The sequence below is a fragment of the Variovorax sp. GW821-FHT09B01 genome (assembly GCF_059418345.1).
In genome coordinates this window covers 20,477-47,048 of sequence record NZ_JBWKPQ010000023.1, presented here as the reverse complement: position 1 = coordinate 47,048, position 26,572 = coordinate 20,477, and the positions used below count along the sequence as shown (strand labels likewise).

The following is a 26,572-nucleotide window of genomic DNA, read 5'->3' as shown; positions in this document are numbered from 1 at the left end:
GCGCGTGCCGGCGCGTCGAACTGGAATTTCCGCAGCCGGCCTATGGCGCAGGCTGAGGGCGCTAGCTTAGAACTGGTTCTGGATGTTCTTGTAGCCCTGCACCAGCGCATTGTTGGTGCGCACCACGTCCTCCGAGAACTCGCTCGCATCCACCGAGACGGTCGGCCGTCCGTCCAGGGCGGTCTCGGGGCCGATGCGCTCGGTGGAGCGCACGTAGAAGTTCGGCGGCAGCTCGCAGCCGTCGACCACCGCGTTGTAGCGCACCACGCTGCCGTCGCCGACGACGCAGTTGAACAGCACGCTGTTGAAGCCGATGAACACGCCCTGGCCCACCCGGCACGGTCCGTGGACGATGGCGCGGTGCGCGATCGAGGTGCGCTCGCCGATCGTGACCGGCGCGCCCGACTTGGAATGGATCACCACGCCGTCCTGGATGTTCGAGTGCGCGCCGATGACGATCGGGGCTATGTGGCCGTTCGCGTCGGTCTCGTCGGCGCGGATCACGGCATAGGGACCGATGAACACGTTCTCCTCCACCACGACCAGGCCGCAGAGGATCGCGGTCGGGTCGACGAAGGCGCTCGGGTGGATCTGCGGCAGGTCGCCGCGCGGGTTCTTGCGGATCATGGGGAGTCTCGTCGCTGGTCGATGAACTGGGGTCGACCCGATAATGCCACAGGGATGCGTTAGTGGCGGCCGACGCTCAGGGCGCCTCGCCCGCCTTCGCGTTCGCCCTGGCCTGCGCCTTCAGCGCCCGCGCCGCGGTGCGCTTGCCGCGCGCGCGGATGTTCAGCGCCTCCACCGCGAGCGAGAAGGCCATCGCCGCGTAGATGTAGCCCTTGGGCACGTGCTTGTCGAAGGCCTCGGCCGTGAGCACCATGCCGACCATCACGAGGAAGGCCAGCGCCAGCACCTTGACCGAGGGGTGCTTGTCGACGAAGTCGCCGATCGGCTTGGCGGCCACCAGCATCACGCCGACCGAGGCGATCACCGCGGCCATCATCACGGCGATCTGGTCGACCATGCCGACGGCGGTGATGACCGAGTCGAGCGAGAACACGATGTCGATGATGCCGATCTGGCCGATCACGCTCCAGAACGCGGCCTTGCGTGCGCCGCCGTCCTCGTCGGCATCGGGGCCGTGCTCCTCGCCGGCCTCGACCTCGAGGAAGATCTCGTGCGAGGCCTTGTAGAGCAGGAACAGGCCGCCCAGCAGCAGCACGATGTCGCGCCCGCTGATGCCCTGGCCGAAGACGTGGAACAGGTCGGCCGTGAGGCCCATCACCCAGCTCAGCGAGAGCAGCAGCAGCAGCCGCGAGATCATCGCGAAGCCCAGCCCGAGGCGTCGCGCCTTGTCGCGCTGCTCGGGCGGCAGCCGGCCGACCAGGATCGAGATGAAGATGATGTTGTCGATGCCCAGGACGATCTCGAGGGCGGTCAGCATCGCGAAGGCGATCCAGACATTCGGGTCCAGGAGGAATTCCACGGTGTGCTCCCGGCAATGCGGTCAGGGCGCATGCCGCTCGCCAGTGTGCAGCAGCGCGGCCGGTTCGCCAACAGGAAACGAACGATCAGTTCGCGAGCGCCTGCAGCTTCGCCCAGTCGCCGGGCCGCGCGCCGAGCTGCTCGGGCGTGGAACGCCGCGCGATGCGCTCGAGGAAGGGCTGCCGGTTGACCTGCGACACCGTCATGCCCTTGCCGCGCAGGAACTGCTCGTCTTCCAGTTCGCCCGCGATCACGCCCACATTGGTCCACTTCGCGCCGTCGACCAGCACCTTCTCGACCATCGCCTGCTGCGGCGCCGAGAGCTTGGCCCAGGCCGCCTTGCCGATCACGATGCCCAGCGTGTCGTAGACATGGGCCGTGAGCTGCACGTACTTCTGCACCTCGTAGAGCTTCTTGGCCTTCACCGTGCTCAGCGGATATTCCTGCGCCTCGACCTCGTTTTTCTTCAACGCGTCATAGAGGCCGACGTAGGGCAGGGTCACCGGCTTGGCATCGAGCGCGGTGGCAAACAGCTGGTAGGCCGAGGCATCGGGCACGTGCAGCCGCAGGTCGCGGAAGTCCTCGGGCCGCGCGAGCGGCCGGTTCGAGGTGACCTGGCGCGCGCCGTAGTAGACCGAAGCGACCAGGTGGTTGCCGCTGCGCTCGTCGTAACCCTTCATGAGCTGGCCCAGCAGCGGGCTCGCGAGGTACTTGCGCACGTGGTCGAGGTCCTTGAACGCGAAGGGATAGCTGCCCAGGCGCAGCGGCGCATAGCCCTCGGCCAGCGTGGCGGCCGTGACATAGGCGATCTGCACCGAGTCGTTGGCCAGCATCAGCGGGTAGTCGCCCTCCTGCCCGAGCTTCGAGGCGGGCACCACCTCGATCCTGATCTTTCCTTCGGACTGCTCGGCGATCTTGCGCGCCGCGAGCTCGGCCTGCTGGTGGAAGATGCTCGAGGCCTCATAGACATGGCCCCACTTGAGCTGCAGCACCTGCGCATGGGCGGGCGCCACGCCCGCGCCGAGCGCGGCGCAAGCGAGTGCCAACAGCCAGCCACGGGCGCGCTGCCGCGGCGTCGAAATCGTCATGGTGTCTCCCAGCGGTGCGGGGCATCGGCCCGGTGCCGCATGGTAGGCATCGCGCGCGCGGGCGCGATAGGGATTTGTCCGGCCTCGTGCGCGCGCCGCCGTGGCCGAGGGGCTAGCTCGCGTAGTCCGCGACGTCCCGGCGCGTGGGGCCATGGGAGCCCCATTGCACGCGCAGGCCGCTCGCGGCCTCCACGCGTTCGAGCCAGTCGCGCGTGTTCGCGACGCCGGCCTCCGAGTAGATCGGCCGCACGCGTTCGAGCAGGCGCGTCAGGCGCTGCTGATGGTCGAGGTCCGCCTTGGGCCCCAGCGCCAGCTGCGCGACGGTCTCGCCATCCGTATCGCGGTAGCCCTCGCACCAGCGCAGGCCCGCGTGCCCGATCGCATCGAGATGGCTCGCGACCAGTCCGTCGAGCGGTCCGGCCGCGGCGATCGCATAGCGCAGCAGCACGGCATCGGGATGCCCGCGGCGGAAGGCGCCCTGCCAACCGGCGTCGGCGTTGTGCGGCTCGGGCAGCCGCGCGGCCAGCGCGGGATCGTGCGTGGGCAGCGGCCCGGCGCCATGGCGCGTGAGGTAGCTGCGCAGCACGCCCAGGTGCCGCACGGGCGGTGTGCCCAGGCCGGCGTCGCGCAGCACGGTCTCGACCGCGGCGGTCGAGACCGTGCTCCAGCTCGTGTGCGGATGGAAGCCGCGCCATTCGTCGAGCAGCACGCCCTGCGCGCCCTCGAACACCACGGCGCCGGGCCGCGCCAGTTGCTCGGCGATGGCTTCGATGCCCGTGGGCGGCGCGGCGCGCAAACAGGGTTCGATGGCCGCGAGCCAGCGCTGCGACAGGCTGGCATCGGCCAGCAGCGCCTGTTCACGCTGCCAATCGGGATCGGGCCGCGATTCGAACTCACGCAGCAAGGCGAGGCGCAGCGCCTCGAGCTTCTCGAACGCGAGCGCCGGCCGCTGCAGGTCGGCATAGCGCAGCGCGAGATCGGGCGCGGCCAGCGCCTGGCGCACGGTCTCGCCCACGCCCACGCCGCAGCTGCCATGGGCCGCGTCGCCGCGCGCCCATTCGCGCAGCCGGCCCGCGGCCTGGTGGAAGGGCGTGGTGACGCGGCAGCGCGCATCGATGCGCAGGCGCGCGAGCGCGTCGGGCACGCCCTTGTCGCGCAGCACGGCGGCCTCGACGAGCAGTGCCGTGGGATGCACCACCACCGCGCTCGCGAGCAGCGTGGCGACGCCGGGCTCGAAGCTGCCGGCGCCGAACTGCGAGAAGGTGTGATGGCGCCCGTCGGCCCGCACCACGTTGTGGCCGGCCTGCGCGCCGCCGTTGAAGCGCACCACGGTGTGGGCGCGCAGCGCGGCGCAGAAGTGATCGGTGTAGAGACCCTTGCCGCAGTCGCCGAAGCCCAGGCCCAGCAGCGAGAGATAGCGCGTGGCGCCGGTGCTCACGACGCGCGCGGCGGGGTCAGCCGAACAGGCGCTTCCACCACGACGAGCGCGGTGCCGACGCGGCGGCGCTCGGCGGCGCATGGCGCGGCTTGTTCGGATCGAGCAGCGCCGCATAGCCGTCGAGCGCATGCAGCACGCCGTTGATGCGCGCCTTGTCGACGCTGCCGGTCGCGGCCATCACGCGGCCGAGCTCGTCGAGGCTGGGCACGGCCTTCTCGGTCAGCGCGACGATGCCCGCGGCCACCGCGCAGGCGTCGTCGGGCGAGTCCATGCAGATCACGTGGTCGCCGAGCAGCTCGCGCCAGCGCGGTTCGCAGCGACGGCGGCGCTGCGCGTCGGGAATCAGGAAGAACAGGTGGCAGGTCTCGGCCGCGGCCGCGATGGCCTCCTCGATCGGGATGTCCTCGTCGAGCTTCTCGCCGACCAGGCCCTCGATCTGGTGACGCGAGACGGCGGGGTAGGGCAACTCGTCGCCGGTCACGAACAGGTAGCCGCGCTTCTTGCGCTTGACCCAGCAGTCCATGTCGGTGTGCTGGGCGATCACGTAGAAGGCCAGCTCGTAGCTCTCCTCGCCGGTGCCGCCGCCGCCGCCCTCGAGGTAGCTCCAGGTGAGCCACTGGTCCATCAGGTTGGCGGTCGATTCGAACTGGCCCACCTGCAGCGGCGCGCGGTCGGAGGTGGCGTCGCCGATCGCCATGAACATCAGCTGCGGATCGGCCACGCCGCAGTCGGTCAAGAGCTTCATGAAGGTCGGCAGCTCGCGGCGCGCCAGCGTCTGCGGGATGTCGCCCATGGAGCCCGTGACGTCGAGCGCGAACACGATGCCCAGCGAGTTCGGGTGATCGGCGTTGTCGCGCGCCTCGCGCACCTTGAGGCCGCGCGGGTCCATCAGCGGATGGGTGGCGGTCTGGGTGAAGACCTCGGCGCCCGACTTGGCGGCGCGGTCCGCGACCAGGGCCGCGTGCGCGGCGTGCGAATAGTTTCCGTAACCCATGGATGTTCCTCGTCGTGAAGAGAGAAGAAGAAAAAGCCGTCAGCCGCCGTGCGGCGCAGGATCGAAAGCAATGAACAGGGGCGCGCCGAAGGCTTCGCGCGAGGCCGCCGACAGCGCCTGCTCGATGCCGCGCGCGCCGAGGCGGCGGCATTCGCCGGGGTCCTCGCTGCAGCGGCGCAGCAGCGCGGCCAGCGGCGCGGGCGTGGCGGTGCCGGTGCCCGGTTCGCCGAGTCCCTCGTGGCCATGCAGCACGGCACGCACCGCCCAGGCGCTCTGCGCGAGATCGTCCGCGGCCCGCGCCACGTCGTGCCGCGCGCGCGACCAGCCGATCAGCAGCACGCCATGGTCGCGCGGATGCACCAGCGCATGGGCGGGCGAGAGGTCGCCATGCGTCCAGCCCGCGTCGTGCACGAAGGCCAGCACCTCGAGCATGCGGCGCCAGAGCCAGACCGCGTGGCGCGCATCGATGCCCTGCGGGTTGGCGCGCTGCACGTCGAGCAGGCTGCCCCAGTAGCCGGTCGGATGGCGCAGCACCAGCGCCTGGCGGCCGTCTTCCGATCCGTCGTCGGCACCGGTCGCGCCCAGGCCCACGGGCTGCGGCAGCCGGCGCGTGAAATAGGCGGCGCCCGGCATCGAGAGCGACTGCAGGGCCTGCAGCGCGGCATGCTCGCGCGCCAGTGCCTCGGCCCCGTCCTTGTCGCGCGCGAGCTTGAAGGTGACGCGCTCGGGCAGGGCGCCGAGCCGTTCGGCCAGCAGCACCTCGCCGTGCTCGCCGGTGGCCAGCGGCGCCAGCACGCGGTAGCGCGCGCCGCGCCAGCGCAGCACGCGCGCACCCTCGGCGCCCTGTGCATTGGCGCGTTGCAACGCGGCGCGGAAGCTCGCGCGCTCGACCGTTTCCTCGCCGCGCGAGATGGTCGCGCCGCAGTAGCTGCAATTGACGGTGCGCCAGCGCGCGGCGCGCGGCAGTGGCGCCGAGCACTGGGGACAACTGAGCGCGAGCAGCGACAGCATCGGCGCGCCCTCGCGGCCTCAGTCGTCGCTGCCGTTCGGCAGCGAGGGATCGCGCGAGGCGCGCACGCGGTCGATGCGCCGGCCCTCGAGCGCGGTCACCTCGAAGCACCAGCCGGCGCAATCGATGTGTTCGCCCACCGAGGGCAGGTGGCCCGACACCGACATCAGCAGGCCGGCCACCGTGTTGTAGCGGCCGCGCTCCTCGTCGGGCAGCTCGCGGATGCCCAGGCGGGCGCGCAGCTCCGACACCGGCATCAGGCCGTCGAGCTCCCAGGTGCCGTCGGGCTGCTCGTGGGCCCAGGCGTCGGTCTGCATGCCGGGCTGCAGTTCGCCGGTGATGGCCTCGAGCAGGTCGCGCGGGGTCATCAGGCCCTGCACCACGCCGTACTCGTCGACCACGAACACCAGCCGGCCGGCGCGCGCGCGGAACTGCTCGAGCAGCTCCATGCCGGTCAGCGTCTCGGGCACGAACACCGCGGCCGTGGCTTCCTGGCCCAGCGCGCCCACGTGGGCCGGGCCCAGGCGCAGCAGGTGCGCCACGCTGATCACGCCGACCACGTCGTCGAGCGAGTTGCGGCACACCGGATACCAGGAATGCACCAGGTTGAGCGCGCCCGCGGCCGCCACCTTCTGCAGTGCCTCGGCCACGCTGAACGAGGCCTCGAGCCATTCGATGTCGGCGCGCGGGATCATCAGCGAGGACAGGCGCCGGTCGTCGAGATGGAACACGTTGCGCACCATCTGGTGCTCGTGCTGCTCGATCACGCCGGCGTCCACGCCTTCCTCGAGGCTGGCCGAGATCTCTTCCTCGGTCACTGAGCGGGCCGCGTTGGCGTCGATGCGCAGCAGCTTCAGCATGGTGGCGGTGGCGCCCGCGAGCAGCCAGACGAAGGGCTTGGCGGCCTTGGCCAGGCCGTGCATCGGGCGCGAGACCCAGCGCGCCACCGGCTCGGGGTAGAGCTGGCCGATGCGCTTGGGCACCAGCTCGCCGAAGATGATCGTGAAGAAGGTGATGCAGGTGACGACCACCGCGGTCGACACCACGCTGGCGGTGCCCGCGCCCATGCCCGCGTTCTCCATCCATACCGCCAGCGGCGCCGCGAAGGCGGCCTCGCCCACGATGCCGCTCAGCATGCCGATCGAGGTGATGCCGATCTGCACCGTCGAGAGGAACTGGGTCGGCGACTCCATCAGCTTGAGCGCCGCGGCGGCGCCCGTATCCCCGGTTTCGACCAATGCCGCGAGGCGTGCGCGGCGGCTGGTGGAAAGGGCCATTTCGGACATTGCGAACAACGCGTTGAGCGTGGTCAGCAAGGCCAGCAGGAAGACATCCATGTACGGGGGGAGAGAATGAGGAGATGGCACTTTACTTGATTGGCGACATCCAGGGCTGCGACAGCGCCCTCGGCCGGCTCCTCGACGAGCTCGCTTTTTCCCCCAGCCGCGATACCGTGGTGCTGCTCGGCGACCTGGTCAACCGCGGTCCCGAATCGGCCCAGGTGCTGCGGCGCGCGCAGCGCCTGGGCGGCGCGGCGCTCAGCGTGCTGGGCAACCACGACCTGCATCTGCTGGGCGTGGCGCACGGCGTGCGCAAGTCCGGCCGCAAGGACACGGTGGCCGAGCTGCTGGCCGCGCCCGACCGCGAGGCGATGCTCGACTGGCTGCGCCACCAGCACATGGCGCTGCACCGGCGCATCGGTTCGGGCGAGGCCGCGCGCGACCTGCTGATGGTGCATGCGGGTGTGTTGCCCCAGTGGAGCGTGGCCGACGTGCGCGCCCATGCGGGCGAGCTCGAGGCGGTGCTGCGCGGCCCCAACCTCGGCGCCTTCCTCGCCACCATGTACGGCAACCAGCCCGATCGCTGGAGCGACACGCTCGAAGGCAGCGACCGGCTGCGCGTGATCGTCAATGCGCTGACGCGGCTGCGGCTGTGCACCGCCGACGGCACGATGGAGTTCGAGACCACCGACGGCGCGGCCGACGCGCCCGCCGGCTACATGCCCTGGTTCGACGTGCCGGGCCGCCGCACGGCCGAAGCCACGGTCGCCTTCGGCCACTGGTCCACGCTGGGCTGGGTGTCGCGGCCCGACCTGCTGTCGACCGACACCGGCTGCGTCTGGGGCGGCTGCCTCAGCGCGGTGCGCATCGGCGCCACGCTCGACGAGCGCGAGCGCATCCAGGTGAAGTGCGAGCAGGCGCAGAAGCCCGGCAAGGGAGGCTGAGCCCGCCCTTCGTTCAGAACGGGTGCGTCATCAGGCTGTAGATGGTGCGCACGCCGCTCACGTAGTTGCCCAGCCGCAGGTTCTCGTTGGCCGCGTGCTGGTTGTTGTCGGCATTCACCAGCGGGATGATCGCGAACGGCACCTGCAGCACCTTGACGATCTCCGCGGTCGGCACCGTGCCGCCCATCATGCGGATGCGCACCGGCGCCGGCGTGGCGCCGAAGCTGTCGGTCAGCGACTTGTAGGCCCAGCGCCCGATCGCCGAATCGATCGGCGCGCCGGCCGCGTCGGCGCCCTCGCTCTGGTAGCTGAAGGTCGCGAGCTTGTCGTAGCGCGCGCGGTCCTCGTCGCTGGGCGCGCCCTTCACGAGGTGGTAGCCCTGCTTAAGGATGTGCTTCTCGATCTGCGCGCCCAGGTAGGCGGCGTCGGAATCGGGCGTGGTGCGCAGGTCGAGCTCGGCCACCGCGCGGTCGGGCACGATGTTCGCGACCTTGTCGCCGACCGCGGCCGAGGCCATGCCGCGCACGTTGAGCGAGGGGTACTGCATCGCCTCCTGGTAGTTGGCGCCCACCTTGTCGGTGCGCGCGATGCCCAGGCGGCGGCGCAGCGCGGTCTCGTCGTCGGGCACCGCCGCCATCACCTGGCGGTCGGCCGCGCTGATGCGCACCCGGTCGTAGTAGCCGGCCACGGTCACGCGGCCCTGCTCGTTCTTCATCGAGGCCAGCAGGCTCGCGAGCCGCTGCGCCGGGTTGGGCGCGTAGTTGCCGTAGTGGCCGCTGTGCAGCGGCACCTTGGCGCCGTAGACCGTGAGCCGGGCCTCGGCCGCGCCGCGGTTGCCGAACACCAGCGTGGGCCGGTTGGTGGCGTGCATCGGGCCGTCGTGGATCACGATGGCGTCGCAGGCCAGCAGTTCGCGGTGCGCCTGCATCACCTTGGCGATCGAGGGCGAGCCCTTCTCTTCCTCGCTGTCGAGGATCACCTTGACGTTGACCGCGGGCGTGCCGCCGGCCGCCTTCAGCGCGTCGATCGCGGCCAGCATCATCATGATCGGGCCCTTGTCGTCGGCCGAGGCACGGCCGAACACGCGCCACTCGGGATCGACCGGGCCGTCGAACAGCGGCGCGGCATCGATCTCCTCCCAGCCGCCGTCGGCCGCGCGGCGCTTGAGCACCGGCGTCCACGGGCTCTTCTGGGCCCACTGCGCGGGGATCACGGGCTGGCCGTCGAGGTGCATGTAGAACAGCACGGTCTTGCGCGCCGCGTCGTGCCCCGGCAGCTCGGCGTAGAGCATCGGCTTGCCGTCGTTGTCGAGCTGGCGCGTCGAGAAGCCGCGCTTCTCGAAGGCCTTGGCGAGCCAGTCCACGTTCTTGCGGATGTCCTCGGGAACGATCGCGTCGTTGGGCAGCGAGAGCAGCTCGAAGTACTCGCGGTAGCTGGCCTGCGCGTGGCGTTCGGCCTCGGCCTGCGGCAGGTCGGCCGCCTGGGCCAAGCCGGTGCCGGCGATCAGGGCGGCGGCCAGCAGGGCGAGCAGGGTCCGTGGGCGGGGCGCGGGGCGGTGGAGGAGCGGGAGGTGCATGCGCGGATCGTTCGGTGGGGGGAGGGAAGGGGGAAGGGGCTGGCCGGGGCCGCCACCGTGCAGCTTAGGCAGCCGCCCGCTTTTGAACAATTGCCGTTTTTTGGCGATATCTTTGCGTTTTTCTCAAAGCGAAAGCCCGCCATGACCGCCCACCGCCTGCAGGACACCGCCCTGCGCTACTTCCTCGAGGTGGCCCGCAGCGGCTCGCTCACGGTGGCGGCCGAGCGGCTCAGCGTCAGCCCCTCGGCCATCAGCCGCCAGGTGGCGATGCTCGAGGACCTGCTCGGCGTGCCGCTGTTCGAGCGCCATCCGCGCGGCATGGTCGCGAGTCCCGCGGGCGAGCTGCTGGCCGCGCATGCGCTGCACGGCGCGCTCGAGGCCGAGCGCGTGGTGTCCGACATCCGCGGGCTGCAGGGGCTCAAGCGCGGCCGGGTGCGCCTCGCCTGTTCCTCGGGTTTCGCCAACGAGTTCCTGCCGCGCGCCATCGCGGACTTTCGCGCCGAACACCCGGGCATCCAGTTCCAGCTGCGCGCCGCGCGGCCGGCCGAGGTGACGGAGGCGGTGCTGCTCGGCGAGGCCGACATCGGCCTGACCTACAGCCGTGCCGCGGTCGACGGCATCCGCGTCGAGCGGCGCCAGCCGGCCTCGGTGTTCGCCGTGATGCGGCCCGACCATCCGCTCGCGAAGCTGCGCACCGTGACCCTGGCGCAGATGCATCCGTACCCGATCGCGCTCTCGGGCGCCGACAACACGGTGCGCCAGCTGTTCGACGTGGGCTGCAGCCAGCGCGGGCTGGTGTTCGAGCCGGTGCTGACCAGCAACCGCTTCGAGTCGCTGGCCAGCTTCGTGCTGCACGGCGGCGGCCTCACGATCGCGGGCGAGATCACGGTGCGCGACCGCGTGCGGCGCGGCGAGCTGCACGCGGCGGAGATCCGCGAGCGCGGCATGCGCGGCCGCGCGGTCGAGTTGCAGACCCTGGCGGGCCGCACCTTGCCCGAGGTGGTGAAGACCTTCCTGGCCTTCCTCGGCGAGCAGCTGCCCGCGCCCGCCGCCGCCTGACGCGACTCAGGCCGCGGCCGCGCGCAGCTGTTCCAGCGACTGCCGCTGCTTGCCGTCGGCATCGAAGTTGGCGGGCGAGAGCCACTGCTCGAAGCCCGCGCGCAGCGCCGGCCATTCGCTGTCGATGACCGAGAACCAGGCCGTGTCGCGCGTGCGGCCCTTGTAGACCAGCGGCTGGCGGAACACGCCCTCGAACTGGAAGCCCAGGCGCTGCGCCGCCTTCTTCGAGGGCGCGTTGAAGTTGTCGCACTTCCATTCGTAGCGCCGGTAGCCGAGCTCGTCGAAGGCCAGCTGCATCAGCAGGTACTGGGCCTCGGTCGACAGCGGCGTGCGCTTGAGCAGCGGCGAGAAGGTGACGTGGCCGACCTCCATCACGCCATGGTTGGGCTCGATGCGCATCAGCGCGAGGCTGCCCACGGCGCGGCCCGTGGCCTTGTCGATCACCGCGAAGTGCATCGGGTCCAGGCTCTGCGCGATCAGTTCCACGTAGGCGCGCGCGCTCGCGGCATCGGGCGCGCGCTCCACCGAGAGGTAGGTCCAGTCGCGGCCGTCGGGTGCCAGCGCATGGGCGGCATGCAGGTCGGCCGCGTGGCGTTCGGCCGACAAGGGTTCGAGCCGGCACAGGCGGCCTTCGATCGGCGTGCGCGGCGGCTTCGGGCGCGGCGACCAGCCGGGCAGGGCGGCGCCGATGGTCTGGCCGAACTGGTTGGTGCGCGGCGTGAGCGGGGGGTGGGAGGCGGGCATGGGGGACTCTCTTTCGATGACGACAGGCGCTACAGTACGCCGGTCGTGGCGCCACGAAAAGCGCCACGCCATGCGAATTTCATGGTGCCACGAGAAACCCCGATGACCGATGCCGCCGACCCCTCCGCCACCCTGTCCGACCCCGTGCGCCGCGCGCTGCTCGAGGCACCGCTCGCGCGCGAGCGCGAGGCCGGCTCGATGCAGCGCCAGCTCCACGAGCGCCTGAAGCGCGCCATCCTCGACGGCCGCCTCGCGCCCGGCACGCGGCTGCCCGGTTCGCGCGCGCTGGCCGAGGCGCTCGCGGTGTCGCGCAACACCGTCACGGCCACCTACGAGCACCTCGCGGCCGAGGGCTACCTGCGGCCCGACCGCCAGGGCACGCGCGTGATGGAGCTGGCCGCGCCCGCGCCGCCGCGGCGCGGCCCGCGCACGCCGGCCGTGCCGGCCACCGCGGGGCGGCTCGCGCGCATCCATCCCATGGGAAGCCGCGCCGAGCCCGAGCTCGCGCTGCGCCCCGGCGTGCCCGCGCTGTCGCACTTCCCGATCGCGGCCTGGCGCGGCGCGCTCGACCGCGCGCTGCGCGGTGCCGGCCATGCCGCGCTCGGCTATGGCAACCCCTTCGGCGAGCCCGCGCTGCGCGCCGCCATCGCGCAGCACCTGGGCCTGGCGCGCGGCGTGCGCTGCACGGCCGAGCAGGTGGTGATCGCCGAAGGCGCGCAGGAAGCCATCGCGCTGTGCGTGCGCCTGCTCACCGACCCGGGCGACACCGCCTGGGTCGAGGACCCCGGCTACCGCGGCGCCAAGTCCGCGATGCACGCGGGCGACCTGCGCATCGTGCCGATGCCGGTCGATGCCGGCGGCCTGCGCGCGAGCGAGGAGGACTGGCGGCTGCAAACGCCGCGGCTGGTCTATGCCACGCCCTCGCACCAGTACCCCTCGGGCGTGGTGCTCGGCATCGCGCGGCGGCTCGCGCTGATCGCGCAGGCGCGCGCGCACGGCGCCTGGATCATCGAGGACGACTACGACAGCGAGTTCCGCCACACCGGCGATCCCATCGCCGCCATGCAGGGGCTGGTGCCGCAGGCGCCGGTGCTCTACGTGGGCACCTTCAGCAAGACCATGTTCCCCTCGCTGCGGCTGGGCTTCCTGGTGCTGCCCGAGGACCTGCTGGCCACCGTGCGCGCCCCGCTCGAGGAGATGCTGCGCGGCGGCCATCGCCACGAGCAGCTCGCGCTGGCCGACTTCATCGAGAGCGGCCAGTTCAGCCGCCACCTGGGCCGCATGCGGCGCCTGTACCGCGAGCGCCAGCAGGCCCTGCGCGCCGCGCTCGAACGCCACTTCAGGCTGCCGCACACCATCGACGGCGGCCACTGCGGCATGCATCTCACCGTGCGCCTGCCCGCGCGCTTCGACGACCGCCGCATCGCCGCCGAGGCGCGGCGCCACCGCATGGCGCCGATGCCGCTGTCGGCCGCCGCGCTCCGGCCCGGGCCGGACTGCAACGGGCTGGTGCTGGGCTACGGCAACACCTCGGCCGAGCTGTTCGAGCCGATGGCGAAGCGGCTGGCGCAGCTGGCGCGCGCGGTCGGCCGCTGAGGCCCTCGCGCCTGTCGCGCAGGCGTCAAGGTGGGGCGTTCGCGCCCGCGGCGATAGCAACTCGGTACAAGGCGCGCCCGCCCTGCCTCGATAGCCTCGCCGCACCCACAACGACGACGGAGACAGAGCGCATGAGCATGAAGAAGAAGACATTCCCGCTGCGGCGGTTCGGGATCGTGGGCGCGGTGGCGGCGGTGGCCGTCCTCGCTGCTTGCGGCGGCGGGGACGGCGGGGCGGTCGTCGCCTTCCCGCCGGTGTCGGTGGCACCGCCGCCGCCGCCGCCCGCCGCGCCGCCGCCCGCGGCCCACCCGCTCCAGGTCGCCACCACCTACGGCGAGGTCGAGGGCGCCGCGCAGGCGGATGGCGCGGCCTACGCCTGGCTCGGCATTCCCTACGCGCAGCCGCCGGTCGGCGAGCGGCGCTGGAAGCCGCCGGTCTCGCCGAACGCCTGGAGCGGCGTGCGCAGCGCCAAGGACTTCGGTCGCTCGTGCGCGCAGGCCGGCAGCTTCTATGCGCCGCCGCTGGCCGACGACGGCTTCACGCGCGAGATCGGCACCTCGTTCGGCCAACTCGTCGGCGCCGAGGACTGCCTCACGCTCAACGTCTGGCGGCCCGCCACGCAGGAGAAGAACCTGCCCGTGGTGGTGTGGGTGCACGGCGGCGCCAACACCGTGGGCTACACCCACAACCCGACCTACGACGGCGTCAACTTCGCGCGCAGCAACAACGCCGTCGTCGTCACCGTCAACTACCGGCTCGGCGTGTTCGGCTGGTTCCGCCATCCGGCGCTCAGGAGCGGCGATGCGCTCACCGACTCGGGCAACTACGGCACGCTCGACCTGGCCAAGGCCCTCGAGTTCGTGCATGCCAATGTCGCGGCCTTCGGCGGCGATCCGCGCAACGTCACGCTGATGGGCCAGTCGGCCGGCGCCTGGAACACCTACGCGATGATCCTGACGCCGCTGAGCAAGGGCAAGGACTGGTTCCAGAAGGCCGTGCCGATGAGCATGGGCGTGAAGATCTCGAGCACCGCGCAGGCCGACACCTATGCCAAGGGCGTGGTGCGCAAGCTGCTCGTGATGACCGGCGCGGCCACCGAAGCCACCGTGGACGCCACCATCGCGGGCATGAGCGAGGCGCAGGTCGCGAGCCTGCTGCGCAATGCACCGGCCTCGCAGCTCGCGCTGCTGTCCTCGGGCCAGGCCGACAACATCGGCGATGGCACCGTGCTGCCCGCCGTCGCCCGCACCGCGGTCGAGGCGGGCGAGTACCGCAAGGTGCCGCTGCTCGCGGGCACCACGCGCGACGAGGGCAAGATGTTCCTGCAGTCCTACTACCAGGTCGACGACGCCACGCGCTTCCTGATGATGTACGACTTCGATCCGAACCGGCCCACGGCGCCGGGTTCGGCCACGCTCGCGAGCGTGCTCAAGCCCGGTGTCACGGTCGATGCCTACAACGCGGCCGGCAAGGCGGTCACGGCCGCGAGCTTCGCGGCCAGCATCACCTCGGCGCTCACCCTGTTCCAGGCGCACCAGCCCGAGGTCTATGCCTACCGCTTCGACTGGTCGCAGGGCCCCGAGCCGTGGAACACGCTGTACGGCGCGGGCCATTCCACCGACATCCCGTTCATGTTCGGCAACTTCGGCAAGGGCATGTTCTCGATGAACTACACCGATGCCAACCGGCCGGGCCGCGAGGCGCTGTCGGCCGCGATGATGGGCAGCGTGGGCGCGTTCATGAAGACCGGCAATCCCAACCACGCCGGCCTGGGCGTCGAGTGGGTGCGCTGGACGCCCGCGGGCACGCCGCGGCGCCTGCTGTTCGACGCGACGGCCAGCGAGAAGCGGATCGTGCTGGAGTGAGCAGAAGCGAGCGCGGCCTGAGTGAGCCGGCCGCGCCCGCTCATTCCAGGGAGTCGCCGGCCTGTTCGATGTCGGGCGCCTTGCGATCCACCAGCGAGACCTGGAAGACCACGCCGAAGATGGCCTTGCTGTCGGGATCTTGGCGCGCTTCGCCGATTCGCATGAAGTCGTGCTTGACGACCACATGCTGGTGATCCGGCAACTGCGCGTTCTTCGTCGCGCGCAGCGCTCCGATCGCCGAGACGAGTTGTGCGACCTTGTCGAGCATGTCGGACTCGGTGCGTCGGATGATGGTCACCAGGTAGCCATGGCGCCACCGTCGTCGCCCTGAATCGAGGGCCGCGATGGAGATGATGCGTTCGGCATCGCCGATGATCTTGATGCCGCGCTTGACTTCGATGATGTAGCGGGGAACGCCAGTTTGTCTGTTCAGCAGCACGACATCGAATCGGGCTGCGTCCTTGCCGACCGCGGCGCGAGCATCCACGGTCTGCCTGGCAGAGTGCTCGTAGGTCGATGCCGGATGCTCCAGGCGAAATCGCAAGGTCGGGAACGCGGCGGCAAGACCTTGTGCGAGGTTGACGTTGATCAGGTATTCCGGCGCATCCCGAAGGTCGGTGTTGGGATCGCCGTGCAGGGCGTATGAATCGGCCGTCTGTTTCAGCACCTCGAGAATGCTCTTGCGGATGGCCGACCGGTCCGCCCGAAGGGTTGCGATATCAGGCATCTTTTCCCTCGGCGGCATGCGGTCCATGGTGTCGAATGCTGGCATTGAGGCATGCGTTGCCTGGAATGTTTTCGGGCGCGCCGAGCAGATCGCGCCGGGGAGCGGGAATGGAAGTGGACATCAAGGCAGCCAAGAACGTTGATCGCTTCATTCTGGATGAAGGATGAAGCCGATGGAGCAGATGCCTTCCGTCATCGGCCTGCCTGATGTGCGGAACTTCCGAACCCATGGGGCGAAGTCCCGAAGTCAGAGCGGCTATGCCGCGCCAGCGATCCCGAAGCCGGTGTCGAAGGTGGTCTTCACATCGAGCCCCTGCTTGATCAGCCCCACCTGCCGATAGAAGTCCGCCGTCCCCTGCTGGTCGGCGACCACCTGCGCATCGATCGGCACCCACTTCTGCTGCCGCCGCTCGAACTGCAGCCTGGCGGCCTCGGGCGGGATGCCGATGATGCGCGCGAGCGTGGCCGAGAAGGCATCGACGTTGCGATAGGACCATTGCTGCGCGCGCACCACGCGTTGCAGGAAGTCCTGCAGCACCGGCCGTTTGGCGGCGATCGCCGCGTCGGTGGCCGCGAGGTAGCTCAGGCCCGGCAGCAGGCCGCGGCCGCTGGCGAGCACGCGCGCATGGCCGCTGGTCTCGGCCAGCGCGGTGTAGGGCTCCCAGGTGGCCCAGGCATCGACCGAGCCCTGCGTGAGCGCGAGCTTGGCGTCGGCCGGCGCGAGGAAGCGCAGGTGGATGTCCTCGGGCTTCAGCCCCGCCGCGACGATGGCCTTGAGCGTCACGTAGTGGCCGATGGAGCCGCGGTTGGTGGCCACGCTCTTGCCCTTGAGCTCGGCCGCGCCCTTGAGCGGCGAATCGGGTCGCACCAGCACGGCCGTGCCGTAGGAGTCGGAGCGGTTGGCGCCGATCGCCTTCACGCGCGTGCCGGCCGCGAGCGCGAAGATCAGCGGCGCATCGCCGATCGGACCCGAATCGACGGCGCCCGCGTTCAGTGCCTCGGCCAGCGGCGCGGCGGCCGGGAATTCCGACCACTGGATGTCGTACGAGAGGCCCTCGAGCCCGCCCGCGGCCTCGAGCAGCGCGCGCAGGCCGCCCTTCTGGTCGCCGGCCTTGAGCAACGGGCGCGCCTGGGCACGGGCCTGCAGCGCGAAGGCGGGCAGGGCGGCAATGGTCGCGGCGGCGCCGCCCTGGGCGATGAAGCGGCGGCGGCTGGCGGATGGCATGCGGTTCGTCATCTGCGGCATGGCCTCAGGCCAGCGGGTCGTACGACACGTGGTCCGCGAAGCGCGCCGGGTCGGTGCCCTTCTTGAGCACGCCCACGTTGCGGAAGTCGGCCGCGTAGAACGCGACCTCGTCGCGCAGGCTGCGGCCCAGCGGATGGTGCGCATGCGTAAGCGTGCCCAGCAGCGCGCGCAGGTCCTCCACCGGCACCTTGGGCGAGTACTTGGCGAACAGCTTGGCCGATTCGTTCGGGTTCTCGGCCACGTAGTCCGAGGCCTGCGCGATGGCGCGCACCAGCCCGGCCACGGTGGCCTTGTCCTTGCGCACCAGCTCGCCGCGCGCGCCGACGATGCAGCAGACCTTGTCCTTGTACTCGCCCGTGAGGTTGCTCGCGATCTCGACGAACGCACCCTTGTTGCGCTTCTCGATCAGGTAGACGTTCGGGTCGCCGTCGGCGATGGCGTGGATCTCGCCCTTCTGCACCGCGAGGTCGAGCAGGTCGGCCGGGTACTGGCGCCAGGTCACGTCGCGCTCGGCGTCGATGCCGTTCTTGGCGAGCAGGATCGAGAAGAAGTTCTTGCCCGGGCTCGTGATGTCCGACACGCCGATGATCTTGCCCTTGAGGCTCGCGAGGCTGGTGGCGCCCGCGGCCTTCGCGCCCACCAGGCGCACGCAGCCACCGTGCGAGCTGCCGACGATCTTCACGTCGAAGCCCGACTCCAGCGGCTTGAGCCAGCGGTGGATCATGCCCACCGCCGCGTCGGCCTTGGCCGTGGCCAGCGATTCGAGCAACTGGTCGGTCGAGCCGGTGTAGTTGATCAGCTCGACCTGCAGGCCGTTGCGCTCGAAGTACCCGCGCTCCTGCGCCACCACCACCGGCGAGAGGCAGAAGGCCGCGGCGTTCCAGGCGAAGGTCAGCTTGCGCGTCGACTGCGAGAAGGCCTGCGAGGCGATCAGGCCGCCCGAGGCGACCACGGCGGCGGCGCCGCCGGCACGCAGGAGGCGGCGGCGGGAGAGGGATGCGTTCATCGGCGGTTCCAGGAGAAAGAAGGAGTCAGTCCAGCAGCTCGGGCTCGGCCTCGACCAGCCCCTGGTAGAGGCTGTCGAAGGAATGGATCGCGCCCTCGGGCCCGCCGATCTGGCCGTGCGTGTGGCGCGCCGTGGCTTCGTCGATCGGTTGCGGCGTGCCGGCGGCCTCGGCCAGCAGCTGCGTGTGGCAGGCGTTGTCGAGCGCGATGTACCACCAGGCCGCGGCCTCCACCGTCGGGCCGGCGGTCAGGATGCCGTGGTTCTTGAGGATCGCGCCCTTCTTGTCGCCCAGCGCCTGCGCGATGCGGTCGCCCTCGCTGGTGTCGACCACCATGCCGGTGAAGTCGTCGAACAGCGCCACGTCGTCGTGGAACACGCAACTGTCCTGCGTCAGCGTGTCGAGCTTGCGGCCCAAGGTCGACCAGGCCTTGCCGTAGGTCGAGTGGGTGTGGGCGGCCGCGACGATCCTGGGGTTGTGCTCGTGGATCGCCGCGTGGATCGCGAAGGCCGCCTTGTTGAGCGGGCGGTCGCCGATCACGGTCTCGCCCCTGGCATTGACCAGCAGCAGGTCGGAGACCTTGATGCGCGAGAAGTGGATACCCAGCGGATTGACCCAGAAGTGGTCGCTCAGCTCGGGATCGCGCGCGGTGATGTGGCCGGCCAGGCCCTGCGCGAAGCCGAAGCGCGCGAACAGGCGGAAGGCGCCCGCCAGGCGCTCCTGGCGGTGGCGGCGCTCGGCCTGCACGCTGGTGCGCGGCGGGATCGGGTCGAACCAGTACTTCTGCGTCGGCACCGGGTTGAGCTTCAGGGCCGAGGCGTTGCGGTCGATGGAAAGAACGGCGCTCATGGGGATGTCCTTGTCGTGATGCGGTTCAGGCCGCCTTGCGGATCGAGGCCGCGCGCTGCGCCACCAGTTCGCGCGTGCGCGGGATCAGTTCGCGTCCGTAGTCGGCCGCGTCCTCCAGCGGATCGAAGCCGCGGATCAGGAAGGTGGTCACGCCGAGGTCGTAGTAGTCGAGCAGCGCGTCGGCGACCTGCTCGGGCGTGCCGACCAGCGCGGTGCTGTTGGAGCGCCCGCCGATCTCCTGCGCGACCGCGGTCCACAGCCGCTTGTCGAGCCGCGTGCCCTGCCCGGCCGCGGCCAGCAGGCGCTTGGCGCCCTCGCTCTGCTGCGGGCCGCCGCGGTTGTAGCCCTGCACCACGCGCAGCCGCTTCGTCTCGGCCAGGATGTGGTCGGCGCGGGCCCAGGCCTGCTCTTCGGTCTCGGCCAGGATCGGGCGGAACGAGACCGAGAAGCGCACGCTACGGCCATGCTTGGCGGCCTCGGCGCGCACGCGGGTCGTGAGCTCGCGCGCCTGCTCGAGCGACTCGCCCCACAGCGCGTAGACGTCGGCGTACTTGCCGGCCACGGGGATCGCGGCTTCCGAGGCGCCGCCGAAATACACCGGCACGTGCGGGCGGCCGTTGCGCGTCTGCAGCGGCTTGACCTCCGAGAAGGCATTGAGCGCGCGGTAGTGCGCGCCCTCGTGGTCGAAGGGCTTGTCGGCCTGCCAGACCTTGTGCAGCAGCTCGAGGTATTCGTCGGTGCGCGCATAGCGCTGGTCGTGGTCGAGCCAGTCGCCGTCGCGCTTCTGCTCGTCGTCGGAGCCGCCCGAGATGTAGTGCACCGCGAGCCGCCCGCCGCTGAACTGGTCGAGCGAGGCGAACTGGCGCGCCGCCAGCGTGGGCGCCACGAAGCCCGGGCGGTGCGCGAGCATGAAGTGGATGCGCTCGGTGACCGAGGCCGCGTAGGCCACGGTCAGCGTGGCGTCGGGGCCGGTCGAGTGATGCGGCACCAGCACGCGGTCGAAGCCGGCCTGCTCGTGCGCCTGGGCGAAGGCGCGCACGTAGTCGCGGTCGATCGCCGGGCCCTGGGCGGCATGGATCTCCGAGACCTTCTGGCCCTGGATCATGCCGATGAATTCGACGCCGCTGTTGTCGTTGCTGTTCTGGCTCATGGTGTGTCCTCTCGGTGGGTGCGGTCCACGGTTCGCGGATGCGGGATTCCCGTCGGCGGGAACCGGCGAAACGGCGAACGTAACCAGCCGCGCCGCCGATGCGAACGCAGAAAAACGAGTTTGGATATGCGCGATGCGTCGTTTTCGCGCGCACGGCGGCTCGCTAACGTGCCGGGACCATGAGCGCCATCCCCCTGCGCCGGCCCGCGGCCGGCCCGAATTCCCGCGATTCCTCCGGCCTGCCCGACGCCGCGCTGCTGGCCAGCCTCACGGCACGCTTCGCGAGCACCGCCGCCGACCACGACCGCAGCGGCGCCTTTCCCGCGCAGAACTTCGAGGCGCTGCAATCGCACGGCCTGATCGGGCTGGTCGCGCCGAGCGCCTTCGGTGGCGGCGGCGCCACGCTGGCGTCGGCGCGGCAGGTGATCGCCGCGGTGGCGCGCGGCGAGCCCGCCACGGCGCTGATCCTCACCATGACCTACCTGCAGCACCATGGGCTGGCGCGCGGCGACAGCCGCTGGCCGCCGCACCTGCGCGAGCGCGTGGTGCGCGACGCGGTCGAGCACGGCGCGCTGATCAATGCGCTGCGCGTCGAGCCCGCGCTCGGTTCGCCCGCGCGCGGCGGCCTGCCCGCCACCGTGGCGCGCCGCGACGGCACGGGCTGGCGCATCGACGGCCACAAGCTCTACACCACCGGCATCGAGGGCCTGGGCTGGCTCGCCGTGTGGGCCCGCACCGACGAGCCCGCGCCGCGCACCGGCGTGTTCCTGGTGCCGCGCCATGCCGAGGGCGTGCGCGTGATCGCGAGCTGGGACCACCTGGGCCTGCGCGCCTCGGGCAGCCACGAGGTGGTGTTCGAGAACGTCGCGATCCCGCTCGACCATGCGGTGGACCTGCGCGCGCCGGCCGACTGGGCACCCGATGCCGGCAGCCAGACCGACATCGACGCCCAGGCCTCGCAGCAGGCCTGGATGGTGGTGCTGCTCGGCAGCCTCTACGACGCGGTCGCGCGGTCGGCGCGCGACTGGCTCGTGGGCTTCCTCAACCAGCGCGCGCCCGGCAGCCTGGGCGCGCCGCTCTCGAGCCTGCCGCGCGTGCAGGAGACGGTGGGCGAGATCGAGGCGCTGCTGCGCACCAACCGCGTGCTGCTCGACGCCGCCAGCGAGGCCGTCGACGGCGGCCGCACGCCGTCGGCGGTCGACAGCGGGCTGCTCAAGCACACCGTCACCGGCAACGCGGTGCGCGCCGTCGAGCTCGCGCTGCAGCTCACGGGCAACCATGGCCTCGCGCGCCAGAACCCGCTCGAGCGCCACTACCGCGACGTGCTCTGCAGCCGCATCCACACGCCGCAGAACGACGCGATCCTGGTCGGCGCGGGCAAGCGCGCGCTGCTGTCGACGGGAGCCGTCGCATGACCGACCTGCTGTTTTCCAGGGCATCGCGCCGCCGCTGGCTCCAGCAGGGCGCGGCGCTCTCCATCGCGGCCACGGCCTCGTTGCGCGGCTGGGCCCAGCCGCAGACCTCGCTGGTGCTCGGCGACCAGGCCGGTGGCCTGCGCTCGCTGTTCGAGGCCTCGAAGGCGCTCGAGGGCGCACCCTTCGCCTACCGCTGGGCCAATTTCCAGGGCGCCGCGCCGCTGTTCGAGGCGCAGCGCAGCGCGGCGGTCGACACCGCGATGGCCGGCGACCTGCCGGTGCTCGCCGCGGCCGTCGGCAGGACGCCGCTGAAGATCGTCGCCACGCGCGTCGGCAAGGCCGACTCGCTCGGCATCGTGGTGCAGCCCGATTCGAAGCTGCGCAGCGTGGCCGACCTGCGCGGCCAGACCGTGGTCGTCTCGTCGGCGCGCGGCAGCATCTCGCAGTACCAGCTCTACGGCGCGCTCGAGGAGGCCGGCGTGCGGCGCGACGAGGTCACGGTGAAGTTCGTGCTGCCGACCGATGCGGCCGCTGCCTTCGCCTCGCGCCAGATCGACGCCTGGGCCATCTTCGATCCCTACTACACGATCGCGCTGCAGCAGGGCGGGCGCATCCTGCGCGACGGCCGCGGCATCAACACCGCGCTGGGCTTCATCACCGCCAGCGAACCCTCGCTGGCCGACCCCGCCAAGCGCGCCGCCATCGTGCAGTTCCTCGACCGGCTGGGCCGCGCGGGCGACTGGGCACTGGCCAATCCCGAGGCCTATGCGCAGGCCTACAGCCAGCTCACGCGGCTGCCGATCGAGTCGGCCCGGCTCATCACCGCGCGCGCCTCGGTGGCCGCGCGGCCGGTGAGCGAGGCCGACATCGTGGCGCTGCAGGCCGTGGCCGACCGCTCCGCGCGCGACGGCATCCTGCCGGTGCGCGTCGACGTGCGCGCGATCTCCGACACCCAGCTCTGGAAGCGCGCGGCGTGAGCGGCACCGTTCCCGCATCGATCGCGCCGCTGCGCGAGTTCGTGGTCGATTTCGGCCGCCTGCTCGACGGCCGGCCCGACGAGCGCGCCATCCTCGCCGAGGGCGGCGCGCTGCTGCGCCGGCTGGTGGCGCGCGACGACTGGCTGCCCGAGGCCTTCGCGCAGCCCGACCCCGCGCGCTACCAGCAGTTCCTGCTGCATGCCGACAGCACCCAGCGCTTCTCGGTCGTGAGCTTCGTCTGGGGGCCGGGCCAGGCCACGCCGGTGCACGACCACACCGTGTGGGGCCTGATCGGCATGCTGCGCGGTTCCGAGTACAGCCAGCCCCATGCCTTCGGCGACGACGGCCAGGCGCGGCCCGTGGGCGAAGCGGTGCGGCTCGACGAAGGCGACGTCGAGGCCGTCTCGCCCACCGTCGGCGATCTGCACCGCGTGCACAACGCGCACGCGGACCGCGTGTCGATCAGCATCCATGTCTATGGCGCCAACATCGGCGCGGTGCGGCGGCATACTTACCCGGCCGAGGGCGGGCGCAAGCCCTTCGTCTCGGGCTACACCAACACGCTGCTGCCCAATCTCTGGGACCGGTCCGCCGAACGCCGGGCGGTCCCGCCCGACACCACGCCATGACCGACGCCACGCTCCAAGCCATCTCCGCATTCCCCGTCCTCTCGTTCGCCGCCGTGCGCGAACGCCTGCTCACGCCCGGCGCCGAGATCGCGCTGCTCGACGTGCGCGAGGAAGATCCTTTCGCCCAGGCCCATCCGCTGTGGGCCGCGAACCTGCCGCTGTCGCGCATCGAGATCGAGGCTTGGCGCCGCATCCCGCGCCGCGACACCTTGATCGTGCTGTTCGGCGAGCACCGCGGCACCGATCTCGCACCGCTGGCCGCGCGGCGGCTCGTCGGCCTCGGCTACACACAGGTGCACCTGCTCGAGGGCGGCCTGGAGGGCTGGCGCGCGGCCGGCGGCGAGCTGTTCCGCGACGTCAACGTGCCGAGCAAATCGTTTGGCGAACTGGTCGAGCACGAGCGCCACACGCCCTCGCTCTCGGCCCCCGAGGTGAAGGCGCTGATCGACGAGCGCGCCAACGTGGTCGTGCTCGACGCGCGCCGCTTCGACGAATACCAGACCATGAGCATCCCCGGCGCCACCAGCGTGCCGGGCGCCGAACTGGTGCTGCGCGTGCGCGAGCTCGCGCCCGATCCGGCCACGCGCGTGATCGTCAATTGCGCGGGGCGCACGCGCAGCATCATCGGCACGCAATCGCTGGTGAACGCCGGCATTCCCAATCCCGTGGCTGCATTGCGCAACGGCACGATCGGTTGGAAGCTGGCGGGGCAGGTGCTCGACCATGGGGCGGTGCGGCGTGCGCCGGAGGCGGTGAGCGATGCGCATCGTTCGCAGGCGCGTGCCGATGCGCGGCGTGTGGCGCAGAAGGCCGGGGTGCAGTGGGTGGCGGCCGATGCCGTGGACTCGCTCGAGGAGGCAGGGCGGACGGTCTATCGCTTCGATGTGCGCACGCCCGAGGAATACGCGGCAGGTCATCTTCCCGGCTTTGCGGGAGCGCCCGGTGGGCAATTGGTGCAGGAGACGGATCACCAGGTGCCGGTGCGGCATGCGCGGATCGTGCTGGCGGATGACGATGGGGTGCGGGCTTCGATGTCCGGCTCCTGGCTGGCGCAGATGGGGTGGGAGGTTTATGTGGTGGAGCCTGTGGCTGCTGCCGATGCGTTGAGCGAACGCAGTGCTCTGGCCGCTGTGTATCCGGAGGTGGCTCGGGCCGTTGGAGAGATCGAGGCGCTGGACTTGGCTCGGTTGCTCGATGGCGATGCCTCATCGACTGTGGTGATCGATGTGACGGCCAGTGCGAATTACGTGAAGCGGCATGTGCCGGGGGCGTGGTTTGCGATTCGGGCGCAGCTCTTGGAGGCGGTTGATGGGGTCATTCCTTCGGCTCGGCGGTATGTGTTGACTTGTGGGAGCAGTTTGTTGGCTCGGTATGCGGCTTCGGATCTGCGGGAGTGGCTCGATTCGCGTGGTCAGTCGGATGTGGAAGTGCTCGTGCTGCTTGGGGGGAATGCTGCTTGGTTTTCTGCCGGGTTGCCTTCTGAGTCTGGTGAGACTCGGCTGGCTACCGAGAGGACGGATCGGTATCGGAGGCCTTATGAAGGGACTTCGGCTTCTGTGGAGGCTATGCAGGGGTATCTGGATTGGGAGTTTGGGCTTGTGGAGCAGTTGGGGCGGGATGGGACGCATCGGTTTGTCGTGGCCTGAATTTGGGTTTGTTTTTTTGCAAAGGCTGTCGGCCGGGAATTCCGCCCGGCGGCGGACCTACTTTCTTTTGCTTCGCCAAAAGAAAGTAGGCAAAGAAAAGGCGACCCCACTGTCTGCGACCCTCCGCTTCGCTACGGGCAACCTGCGGTGCTCGCGTTTCGCGGGGTCTCGCAGAACTCGCTTCGCTCAAACAGCTGCGAGCCCTTATCCGCGAAACGCTGCGCTCCTCGGCGCAGCCAGAGGGGGTGGTTCGGGCCATCGCGATGCTCGGCCCGGCAGACCCTTCGGGCCTTTGCTTCGCTCGGCCTCAGTGAAAGATCCAAGGCCTACGCATGCGCACACCCCACACAAGGACGCGCCACGGCGCGTTGACCCTAGTCCCCTCTGGCTGTGCCGAGGAGCGCAGGGAAAAGCGGGATAAGGGCCGCAGCTGTCTGAGCGGAGCGCAGCGCAGCGAGTTCTGCGGACCCCCGCTTTTCCCGAGCACCGCAGGTTGCCCGCAGCGAAGCGGAGGGACACAGACAGCGGGGTCGCCTTTCTTTGCTTACTTTCTTTGGCGAGACAAAGAAAGTAAGTCGCCCGCCGGGGCGAGACCCGGCCTACGCCCTCCGCAAGGAGAACACCCTCCAACTAACCCCAGCCCAAGACAACAAAACAAAAAACGCACCTCCCCCGTGCCCCCAAGCACCAAACAAGGGTAAGTCCCAGTCCACTGGCACCTCCCCCCTCCCACCCCTGGCACTTTGCACCCCACCCCCAACCATGCACAGTACCCCTCGCACCGAAGCCTCGGCCAGCGCCGCCCGCAACAGACAAGGAGAACCCGGATGAACACGCGTCGATCCCTGCACCGTGCAATCGCAGCCACAGCGCTGCTCGTGCTGGCCACCACCGGCACCGCCTTCGCCCAGAAGGCCAAGGAACTCACCTTCGCCCACCAGGACATGCTCGTCCCGCTGCGCCTGGTCATGGAGTCGGGCGAGGTTGAAAAAGCCACCGGCTACAAGATCAACTGGCGCATGTTCTCGGGCGGCGGCGACGTGATCCGCGCCATGGCCTCGGGCGACGTGCAGATGGGCGAGACCGGCTCCAGCCCGCTGACGGCCGCGGCCAGCCAGGGGCAGGACATCAAGCTGTTCTGGATCTCGGCCGACATCGCCGACGCCGAGGCGCTGGTGGCGCGCAATGCCTCGGGCATCGCGAGCCTCAAGGACCTCGCGGGCAAGAAGGTGGCGACGCCCTTCGTCTCCACCGCCCACTACCAGCTCATGGCCGCGATGAAGATGGAAGGCGTGGACGCGAAGAAGGTCAACGTGATGAACATGCGTCCGCCCGAGATCGCGGCGGCCTGGGAGCGCGGCGACATCGACGCCACCTTCATCTGGGACCCAGTGCTCTCCAAGATCCGCTCCAGCGGCAAGGTGATCGCGACCTCGGGCAGCATCGGCAAGCGCGGCGCGCCGACCTTCGAGGGCATCGTGGTCAACGCCAAGTGGGCGGCCGAGAACGAAGCCTTCATGGTCGCTTTCGTGAAGGCGCTCAACCGCGCCAACGACGAGTACAAGGCCTCGGGCAAGAGCTGGACGCCCGACTCGCCGCAGACCAAGGCGATGGCCAAGTGGACCAAGGCCGATCCGAAGGACGTGGGCGCGGCGATGGCGCTCTACAGCTTCCCGACCCTGTCCGAGCAGCTCTCGCCGACCTGGCTCGGCGGCGGCGCGGCCAAGGCGATGGCGAACACGGCGGCCTTCCTCAAGGAACAGGGCCGGGTGCAGGAAGTCAAGCCCGATTACTCGGCCTACGTGACCACCACGTACGTCGAGAAGGCCCTGGCGGCCAAGTGAGCGCGGCG

The 26,572-nt window shown here is 70.7% G+C and carries 24 protein-coding genes; 9 read left to right on the top strand and 15 right to left on the bottom strand.

Going from position 1 to position 26,572, the window contains the following annotated elements; translation table 11 throughout:
- Positions 1-66: 66 nt before the first annotated feature.
- The 7 genes from AC07RV_RS37235 to AC07RV_RS37205 all read right to left on the bottom strand — a co-directional run bounded on the left by AC07RV_RS37235 (position 67) and on the right by AC07RV_RS37205 (position 7,351).
- Positions 67-627: a gamma carbonic anhydrase family protein gene (locus AC07RV_RS37235; RefSeq protein WP_296783282.1), complete on the bottom strand. Its 561-nt coding sequence runs from the start codon at positions 625-627 to the stop codon at positions 67-69.
- A 76-nt stretch (positions 628-703) separates the two neighbouring features.
- Positions 704-1,444 (bottom strand): TerC family protein, encoded by a 741-nt coding sequence (locus AC07RV_RS37230; protein WP_209544237.1) that lies wholly within the window; start codon positions 1,442-1,444, stop codon positions 704-706.
- A gap of 127 nt (positions 1,445-1,571) precedes the next feature.
- Positions 1,572-2,573, bottom strand: coding sequence for a TRAP transporter substrate-binding protein DctP (gene dctP, locus AC07RV_RS37225; RefSeq protein ID WP_296783286.1), 1,002 nt, complete (start codon positions 2,571-2,573; stop codon positions 1,572-1,574).
- A 112-nt stretch (positions 2,574-2,685) separates the two neighbouring features.
- Positions 2,686-4,011 (bottom strand): adenylosuccinate synthetase, encoded by a 1,326-nt coding sequence (locus AC07RV_RS37220; RefSeq protein WP_296783288.1) that lies wholly within the window; start codon positions 4,009-4,011, stop codon positions 2,686-2,688.
- A 16-nt stretch (positions 4,012-4,027) separates the two neighbouring features.
- The gene (locus tag AC07RV_RS37215; RefSeq protein ID WP_296783291.1) at positions 4,028-5,005 is read right to left on the bottom strand and encodes a VWA domain-containing protein; all 978 of its coding nucleotides are present in this window, start codon (positions 5,003-5,005) and stop codon (positions 4,028-4,030) included.
- 39 nt (positions 5,006-5,044) lie between these two features.
- Positions 5,045-6,016 carry a serine/threonine-protein kinase gene (locus tag AC07RV_RS37210; protein ID WP_296783294.1) on the bottom strand — a complete coding sequence of 324 codons (972 nt, stop codon included), beginning with the start codon at positions 6,014-6,016 and terminating at the stop codon, positions 5,045-5,047.
- Between the two features lie 18 nt (positions 6,017-6,034).
- A complete protein-coding gene (locus tag AC07RV_RS37205; RefSeq protein ID WP_296783297.1) occupies positions 6,035-7,351 on the bottom strand; it encodes a hemolysin family protein in 1,317 nt (438 codons plus the stop codon).
- Positions 7,352-7,374: 23 nt separating this feature from the next.
- On the opposite strand from AC07RV_RS37205, the gene AC07RV_RS37200 reads away from it, so the two are divergent.
- The gene (locus AC07RV_RS37200; protein ID WP_296783300.1) at positions 7,375-8,238 is read left to right on the top strand and encodes a symmetrical bis(5'-nucleosyl)-tetraphosphatase; all 864 of its coding nucleotides are present in this window, start codon (positions 7,375-7,377) and stop codon (positions 8,236-8,238) included.
- Between the two features lie 13 nt (positions 8,239-8,251).
- On the opposite strand, the gene AC07RV_RS37195 is transcribed toward AC07RV_RS37200, so the two are convergent.
- Positions 8,252-9,814 (bottom strand): M20/M25/M40 family metallo-hydrolase, encoded by a 1,563-nt coding sequence (locus AC07RV_RS37195; RefSeq protein ID WP_296783302.1) that lies wholly within the window; start codon positions 9,812-9,814, stop codon positions 8,252-8,254.
- A 141-nt stretch (positions 9,815-9,955) separates the two neighbouring features.
- On the opposite strand from AC07RV_RS37195, the gene AC07RV_RS37190 reads away from it, so the two are divergent.
- Positions 9,956-10,873: a LysR substrate-binding domain-containing protein gene (locus AC07RV_RS37190; protein WP_296783305.1), complete on the top strand. Its 918-nt coding sequence runs from the start codon at positions 9,956-9,958 to the stop codon at positions 10,871-10,873.
- Between the two features lie 6 nt (positions 10,874-10,879).
- Here the strand turns inward: AC07RV_RS37190 and AC07RV_RS37185 are convergent, their stop codons facing one another.
- On the bottom strand, positions 10,880-11,617 hold the full coding sequence (locus tag AC07RV_RS37185; protein ID WP_296783309.1) for a GNAT family N-acetyltransferase: 738 nt from the start codon (positions 11,615-11,617) through the stop codon (positions 10,880-10,882).
- 102 nt (positions 11,618-11,719) lie between these two features.
- Between AC07RV_RS37185 and pdxR the strand changes: the two genes are divergently transcribed.
- Both pdxR and AC07RV_RS37175 read left to right on the top strand, forming a co-directional pair.
- A complete protein-coding gene (gene pdxR, locus AC07RV_RS37180; RefSeq protein ID WP_296783312.1) occupies positions 11,720-13,213 on the top strand; it encodes a MocR-like pyridoxine biosynthesis transcription factor PdxR in 1,494 nt (497 codons plus the stop codon).
- Between the two features lie 137 nt (positions 13,214-13,350).
- Positions 13,351-15,078 carry a carboxylesterase/lipase family protein gene (locus tag AC07RV_RS37175; protein WP_492715757.1) on the top strand — a complete coding sequence of 576 codons (1,728 nt, stop codon included), beginning with the start codon at positions 13,351-13,353 and terminating at the stop codon, positions 15,076-15,078.
- A 40-nt stretch (positions 15,079-15,118) separates the two neighbouring features.
- Here AC07RV_RS37175 and AC07RV_RS37170 read toward each other — a convergent pair whose 3' ends face one another.
- Genes AC07RV_RS37170 through AC07RV_RS37145 form a run of 6 tightly spaced genes read right to left on the bottom strand, consistent with a single transcriptional unit; the run spans position 15,119 to position 20,053 of the window.
- Positions 15,119-15,832, bottom strand: coding sequence for a hypothetical protein (locus AC07RV_RS37170; RefSeq protein WP_296783317.1), 714 nt, complete (start codon positions 15,830-15,832; stop codon positions 15,119-15,121).
- Positions 15,798-16,034, bottom strand: coding sequence for a hypothetical protein (locus tag AC07RV_RS37165; protein ID WP_492715760.1), 237 nt, complete (start codon positions 16,032-16,034; stop codon positions 15,798-15,800). The genes AC07RV_RS37170 and AC07RV_RS37165 overlap by 35 nt, the downstream gene beginning before the upstream one ends.
- Before the next feature lie 26 nt (positions 16,035-16,060).
- Positions 16,061-17,029, bottom strand: a complete 969-nt coding sequence (locus tag AC07RV_RS37160) for an ABC transporter substrate-binding protein (RefSeq protein ID WP_296783320.1) — start codon at positions 17,027-17,029, stop codon at positions 16,061-16,063.
- Positions 17,030-17,054: 25 nt separating this feature from the next.
- Positions 17,055-18,056 (bottom strand): ABC transporter substrate-binding protein, encoded by a 1,002-nt coding sequence (locus AC07RV_RS37155; protein WP_296783323.1) that lies wholly within the window; start codon positions 18,054-18,056, stop codon positions 17,055-17,057.
- 25 nt (positions 18,057-18,081) lie between these two features.
- Positions 18,082-18,903 carry a class II aldolase/adducin family protein gene (locus AC07RV_RS37150; protein ID WP_296783326.1) on the bottom strand — a complete coding sequence of 274 codons (822 nt, stop codon included), beginning with the start codon at positions 18,901-18,903 and terminating at the stop codon, positions 18,082-18,084.
- Between the two features lie 25 nt (positions 18,904-18,928).
- On the bottom strand, positions 18,929-20,053 hold the full coding sequence (locus AC07RV_RS37145; RefSeq protein WP_296783329.1) for an LLM class flavin-dependent oxidoreductase: 1,125 nt from the start codon (positions 20,051-20,053) through the stop codon (positions 18,929-18,931).
- A gap of 179 nt (positions 20,054-20,232) precedes the next feature.
- Between AC07RV_RS37145 and AC07RV_RS37140 the strand changes: the two genes are divergently transcribed.
- From AC07RV_RS37140 to tauA, 5 genes are all read left to right on the top strand, one after another.
- Complete coding sequence (locus AC07RV_RS37140; RefSeq protein WP_296783334.1) at positions 20,233-21,468, top strand: acyl-CoA dehydrogenase family protein; 1,236 nt, start codon at positions 20,233-20,235, stop codon at positions 21,466-21,468.
- The gene (locus AC07RV_RS37135) at positions 21,465-22,445 is read left to right on the top strand and encodes an ABC transporter substrate-binding protein (protein ID WP_296783336.1); all 981 of its coding nucleotides are present in this window, start codon (positions 21,465-21,467) and stop codon (positions 22,443-22,445) included. Before AC07RV_RS37140 ends, AC07RV_RS37135 begins: the two co-directional genes overlap by 4 nt.
- Entirely contained in the window at positions 22,442-23,074 is a 633-nt protein-coding gene (locus AC07RV_RS37130; protein ID WP_296783339.1) for a cysteine dioxygenase family protein, read from the top strand. The genes AC07RV_RS37135 and AC07RV_RS37130 overlap by 4 nt, the downstream gene beginning before the upstream one ends.
- A complete protein-coding gene (locus AC07RV_RS37125) occupies positions 23,071-24,720 on the top strand; it encodes a rhodanese-related sulfurtransferase (RefSeq protein ID WP_296783342.1) in 1,650 nt (549 codons plus the stop codon). Before AC07RV_RS37130 ends, AC07RV_RS37125 begins: the two co-directional genes overlap by 4 nt.
- Before the next feature lie 827 nt (positions 24,721-25,547).
- Positions 25,548-26,564: a taurine ABC transporter substrate-binding protein gene (gene tauA / locus AC07RV_RS37120; RefSeq protein WP_093340345.1), complete on the top strand. Its 1,017-nt coding sequence runs from the start codon at positions 25,548-25,550 to the stop codon at positions 26,562-26,564.
- Positions 26,565-26,572: the final 8 nt, after the last annotated feature.

Excerpts from the sequence above, each read along its gene's own strand:
- AC07RV_RS37185 (WP_296783309.1), bottom strand. The coding sequence starts at position 11,617 with ATGCCCGCCTCCCACCCCCCGCTCACGCCGCGCACCAACCAGTTCGGC.
- AC07RV_RS37195 (WP_296783302.1), bottom strand. The coding sequence starts at position 9,814 with ATGCACCTCCCGCTCCTCCACCGCCCCGCGCCCCGCCCACGGACCCTG.
- AC07RV_RS37165 (WP_492715760.1), bottom strand. The coding sequence starts at position 16,034 with ATGGGTTCGGAAGTTCCGCACATCAGGCAGGCCGATGACGGAAGGCAT.
- AC07RV_RS37170 (WP_296783317.1), bottom strand. The coding sequence starts at position 15,832 with ATGGACCGCATGCCGCCGAGGGAAAAGATGCCTGATATCGCAACCCTT.
- pdxR (WP_296783312.1), top strand. The coding sequence starts at position 11,720 with ATGACCGATGCCGCCGACCCCTCCGCCACCCTGTCCGACCCCGTGCGC.
- AC07RV_RS37210 (WP_296783294.1), bottom strand. The coding sequence starts at position 6,016 with ATGCTGTCGCTGCTCGCGCTCAGTTGTCCCCAGTGCTCGGCGCCACTG.
- AC07RV_RS37140 (WP_296783334.1), top strand. The coding sequence starts at position 20,233 with ATGAGCGCCATCCCCCTGCGCCGGCCCGCGGCCGGCCCGAATTCCCGC.
- AC07RV_RS37190 (WP_296783305.1), top strand. The coding sequence starts at position 9,956 with ATGACCGCCCACCGCCTGCAGGACACCGCCCTGCGCTACTTCCTCGAG.
- AC07RV_RS37230 (WP_209544237.1), bottom strand. The coding sequence starts at position 1,444 with ATGCTGACCGCCCTCGAGATCGTCCTGGGCATCGACAACATCATCTTC.
- AC07RV_RS37155 (WP_296783323.1), bottom strand. The coding sequence starts at position 18,056 with ATGAACGCATCCCTCTCCCGCCGCCGCCTCCTGCGTGCCGGCGGCGCC.
- AC07RV_RS37215 (WP_296783291.1), bottom strand. The coding sequence starts at position 5,005 with ATGGGTTACGGAAACTATTCGCACGCCGCGCACGCGGCCCTGGTCGCG.
- AC07RV_RS37175 (WP_492715757.1), top strand. The coding sequence starts at position 13,351 with ATGAAGAAGAAGACATTCCCGCTGCGGCGGTTCGGGATCGTGGGCGCG.
- tauA (WP_093340345.1), top strand. The coding sequence starts at position 25,548 with ATGAACACGCGTCGATCCCTGCACCGTGCAATCGCAGCCACAGCGCTG.
- AC07RV_RS37160 (WP_296783320.1), bottom strand. The coding sequence starts at position 17,029 with ATGCCATCCGCCAGCCGCCGCCGCTTCATCGCCCAGGGCGGCGCCGCC.
- AC07RV_RS37205 (WP_296783297.1), bottom strand. The coding sequence starts at position 7,351 with ATGGATGTCTTCCTGCTGGCCTTGCTGACCACGCTCAACGCGTTGTTC.
- AC07RV_RS37150 (WP_296783326.1), bottom strand. The coding sequence starts at position 18,903 with ATGAGCGCCGTTCTTTCCATCGACCGCAACGCCTCGGCCCTGAAGCTC.
- AC07RV_RS37125 (WP_296783342.1), top strand. The coding sequence starts at position 23,071 with ATGACCGACGCCACGCTCCAAGCCATCTCCGCATTCCCCGTCCTCTCG.
- AC07RV_RS37235 (WP_296783282.1), bottom strand. The coding sequence starts at position 627 with ATGATCCGCAAGAACCCGCGCGGCGACCTGCCGCAGATCCACCCGAGC.
- AC07RV_RS37135 (WP_296783336.1), top strand. The coding sequence starts at position 21,465 with ATGACCGACCTGCTGTTTTCCAGGGCATCGCGCCGCCGCTGGCTCCAG.
- AC07RV_RS37145 (WP_296783329.1), bottom strand. The coding sequence starts at position 20,053 with ATGAGCCAGAACAGCAACGACAACAGCGGCGTCGAATTCATCGGCATG.
- AC07RV_RS37200 (WP_296783300.1), top strand. The coding sequence starts at position 7,375 with ATGGCACTTTACTTGATTGGCGACATCCAGGGCTGCGACAGCGCCCTC.
- dctP (WP_296783286.1), bottom strand. The coding sequence starts at position 2,573 with ATGACGATTTCGACGCCGCGGCAGCGCGCCCGTGGCTGGCTGTTGGCA.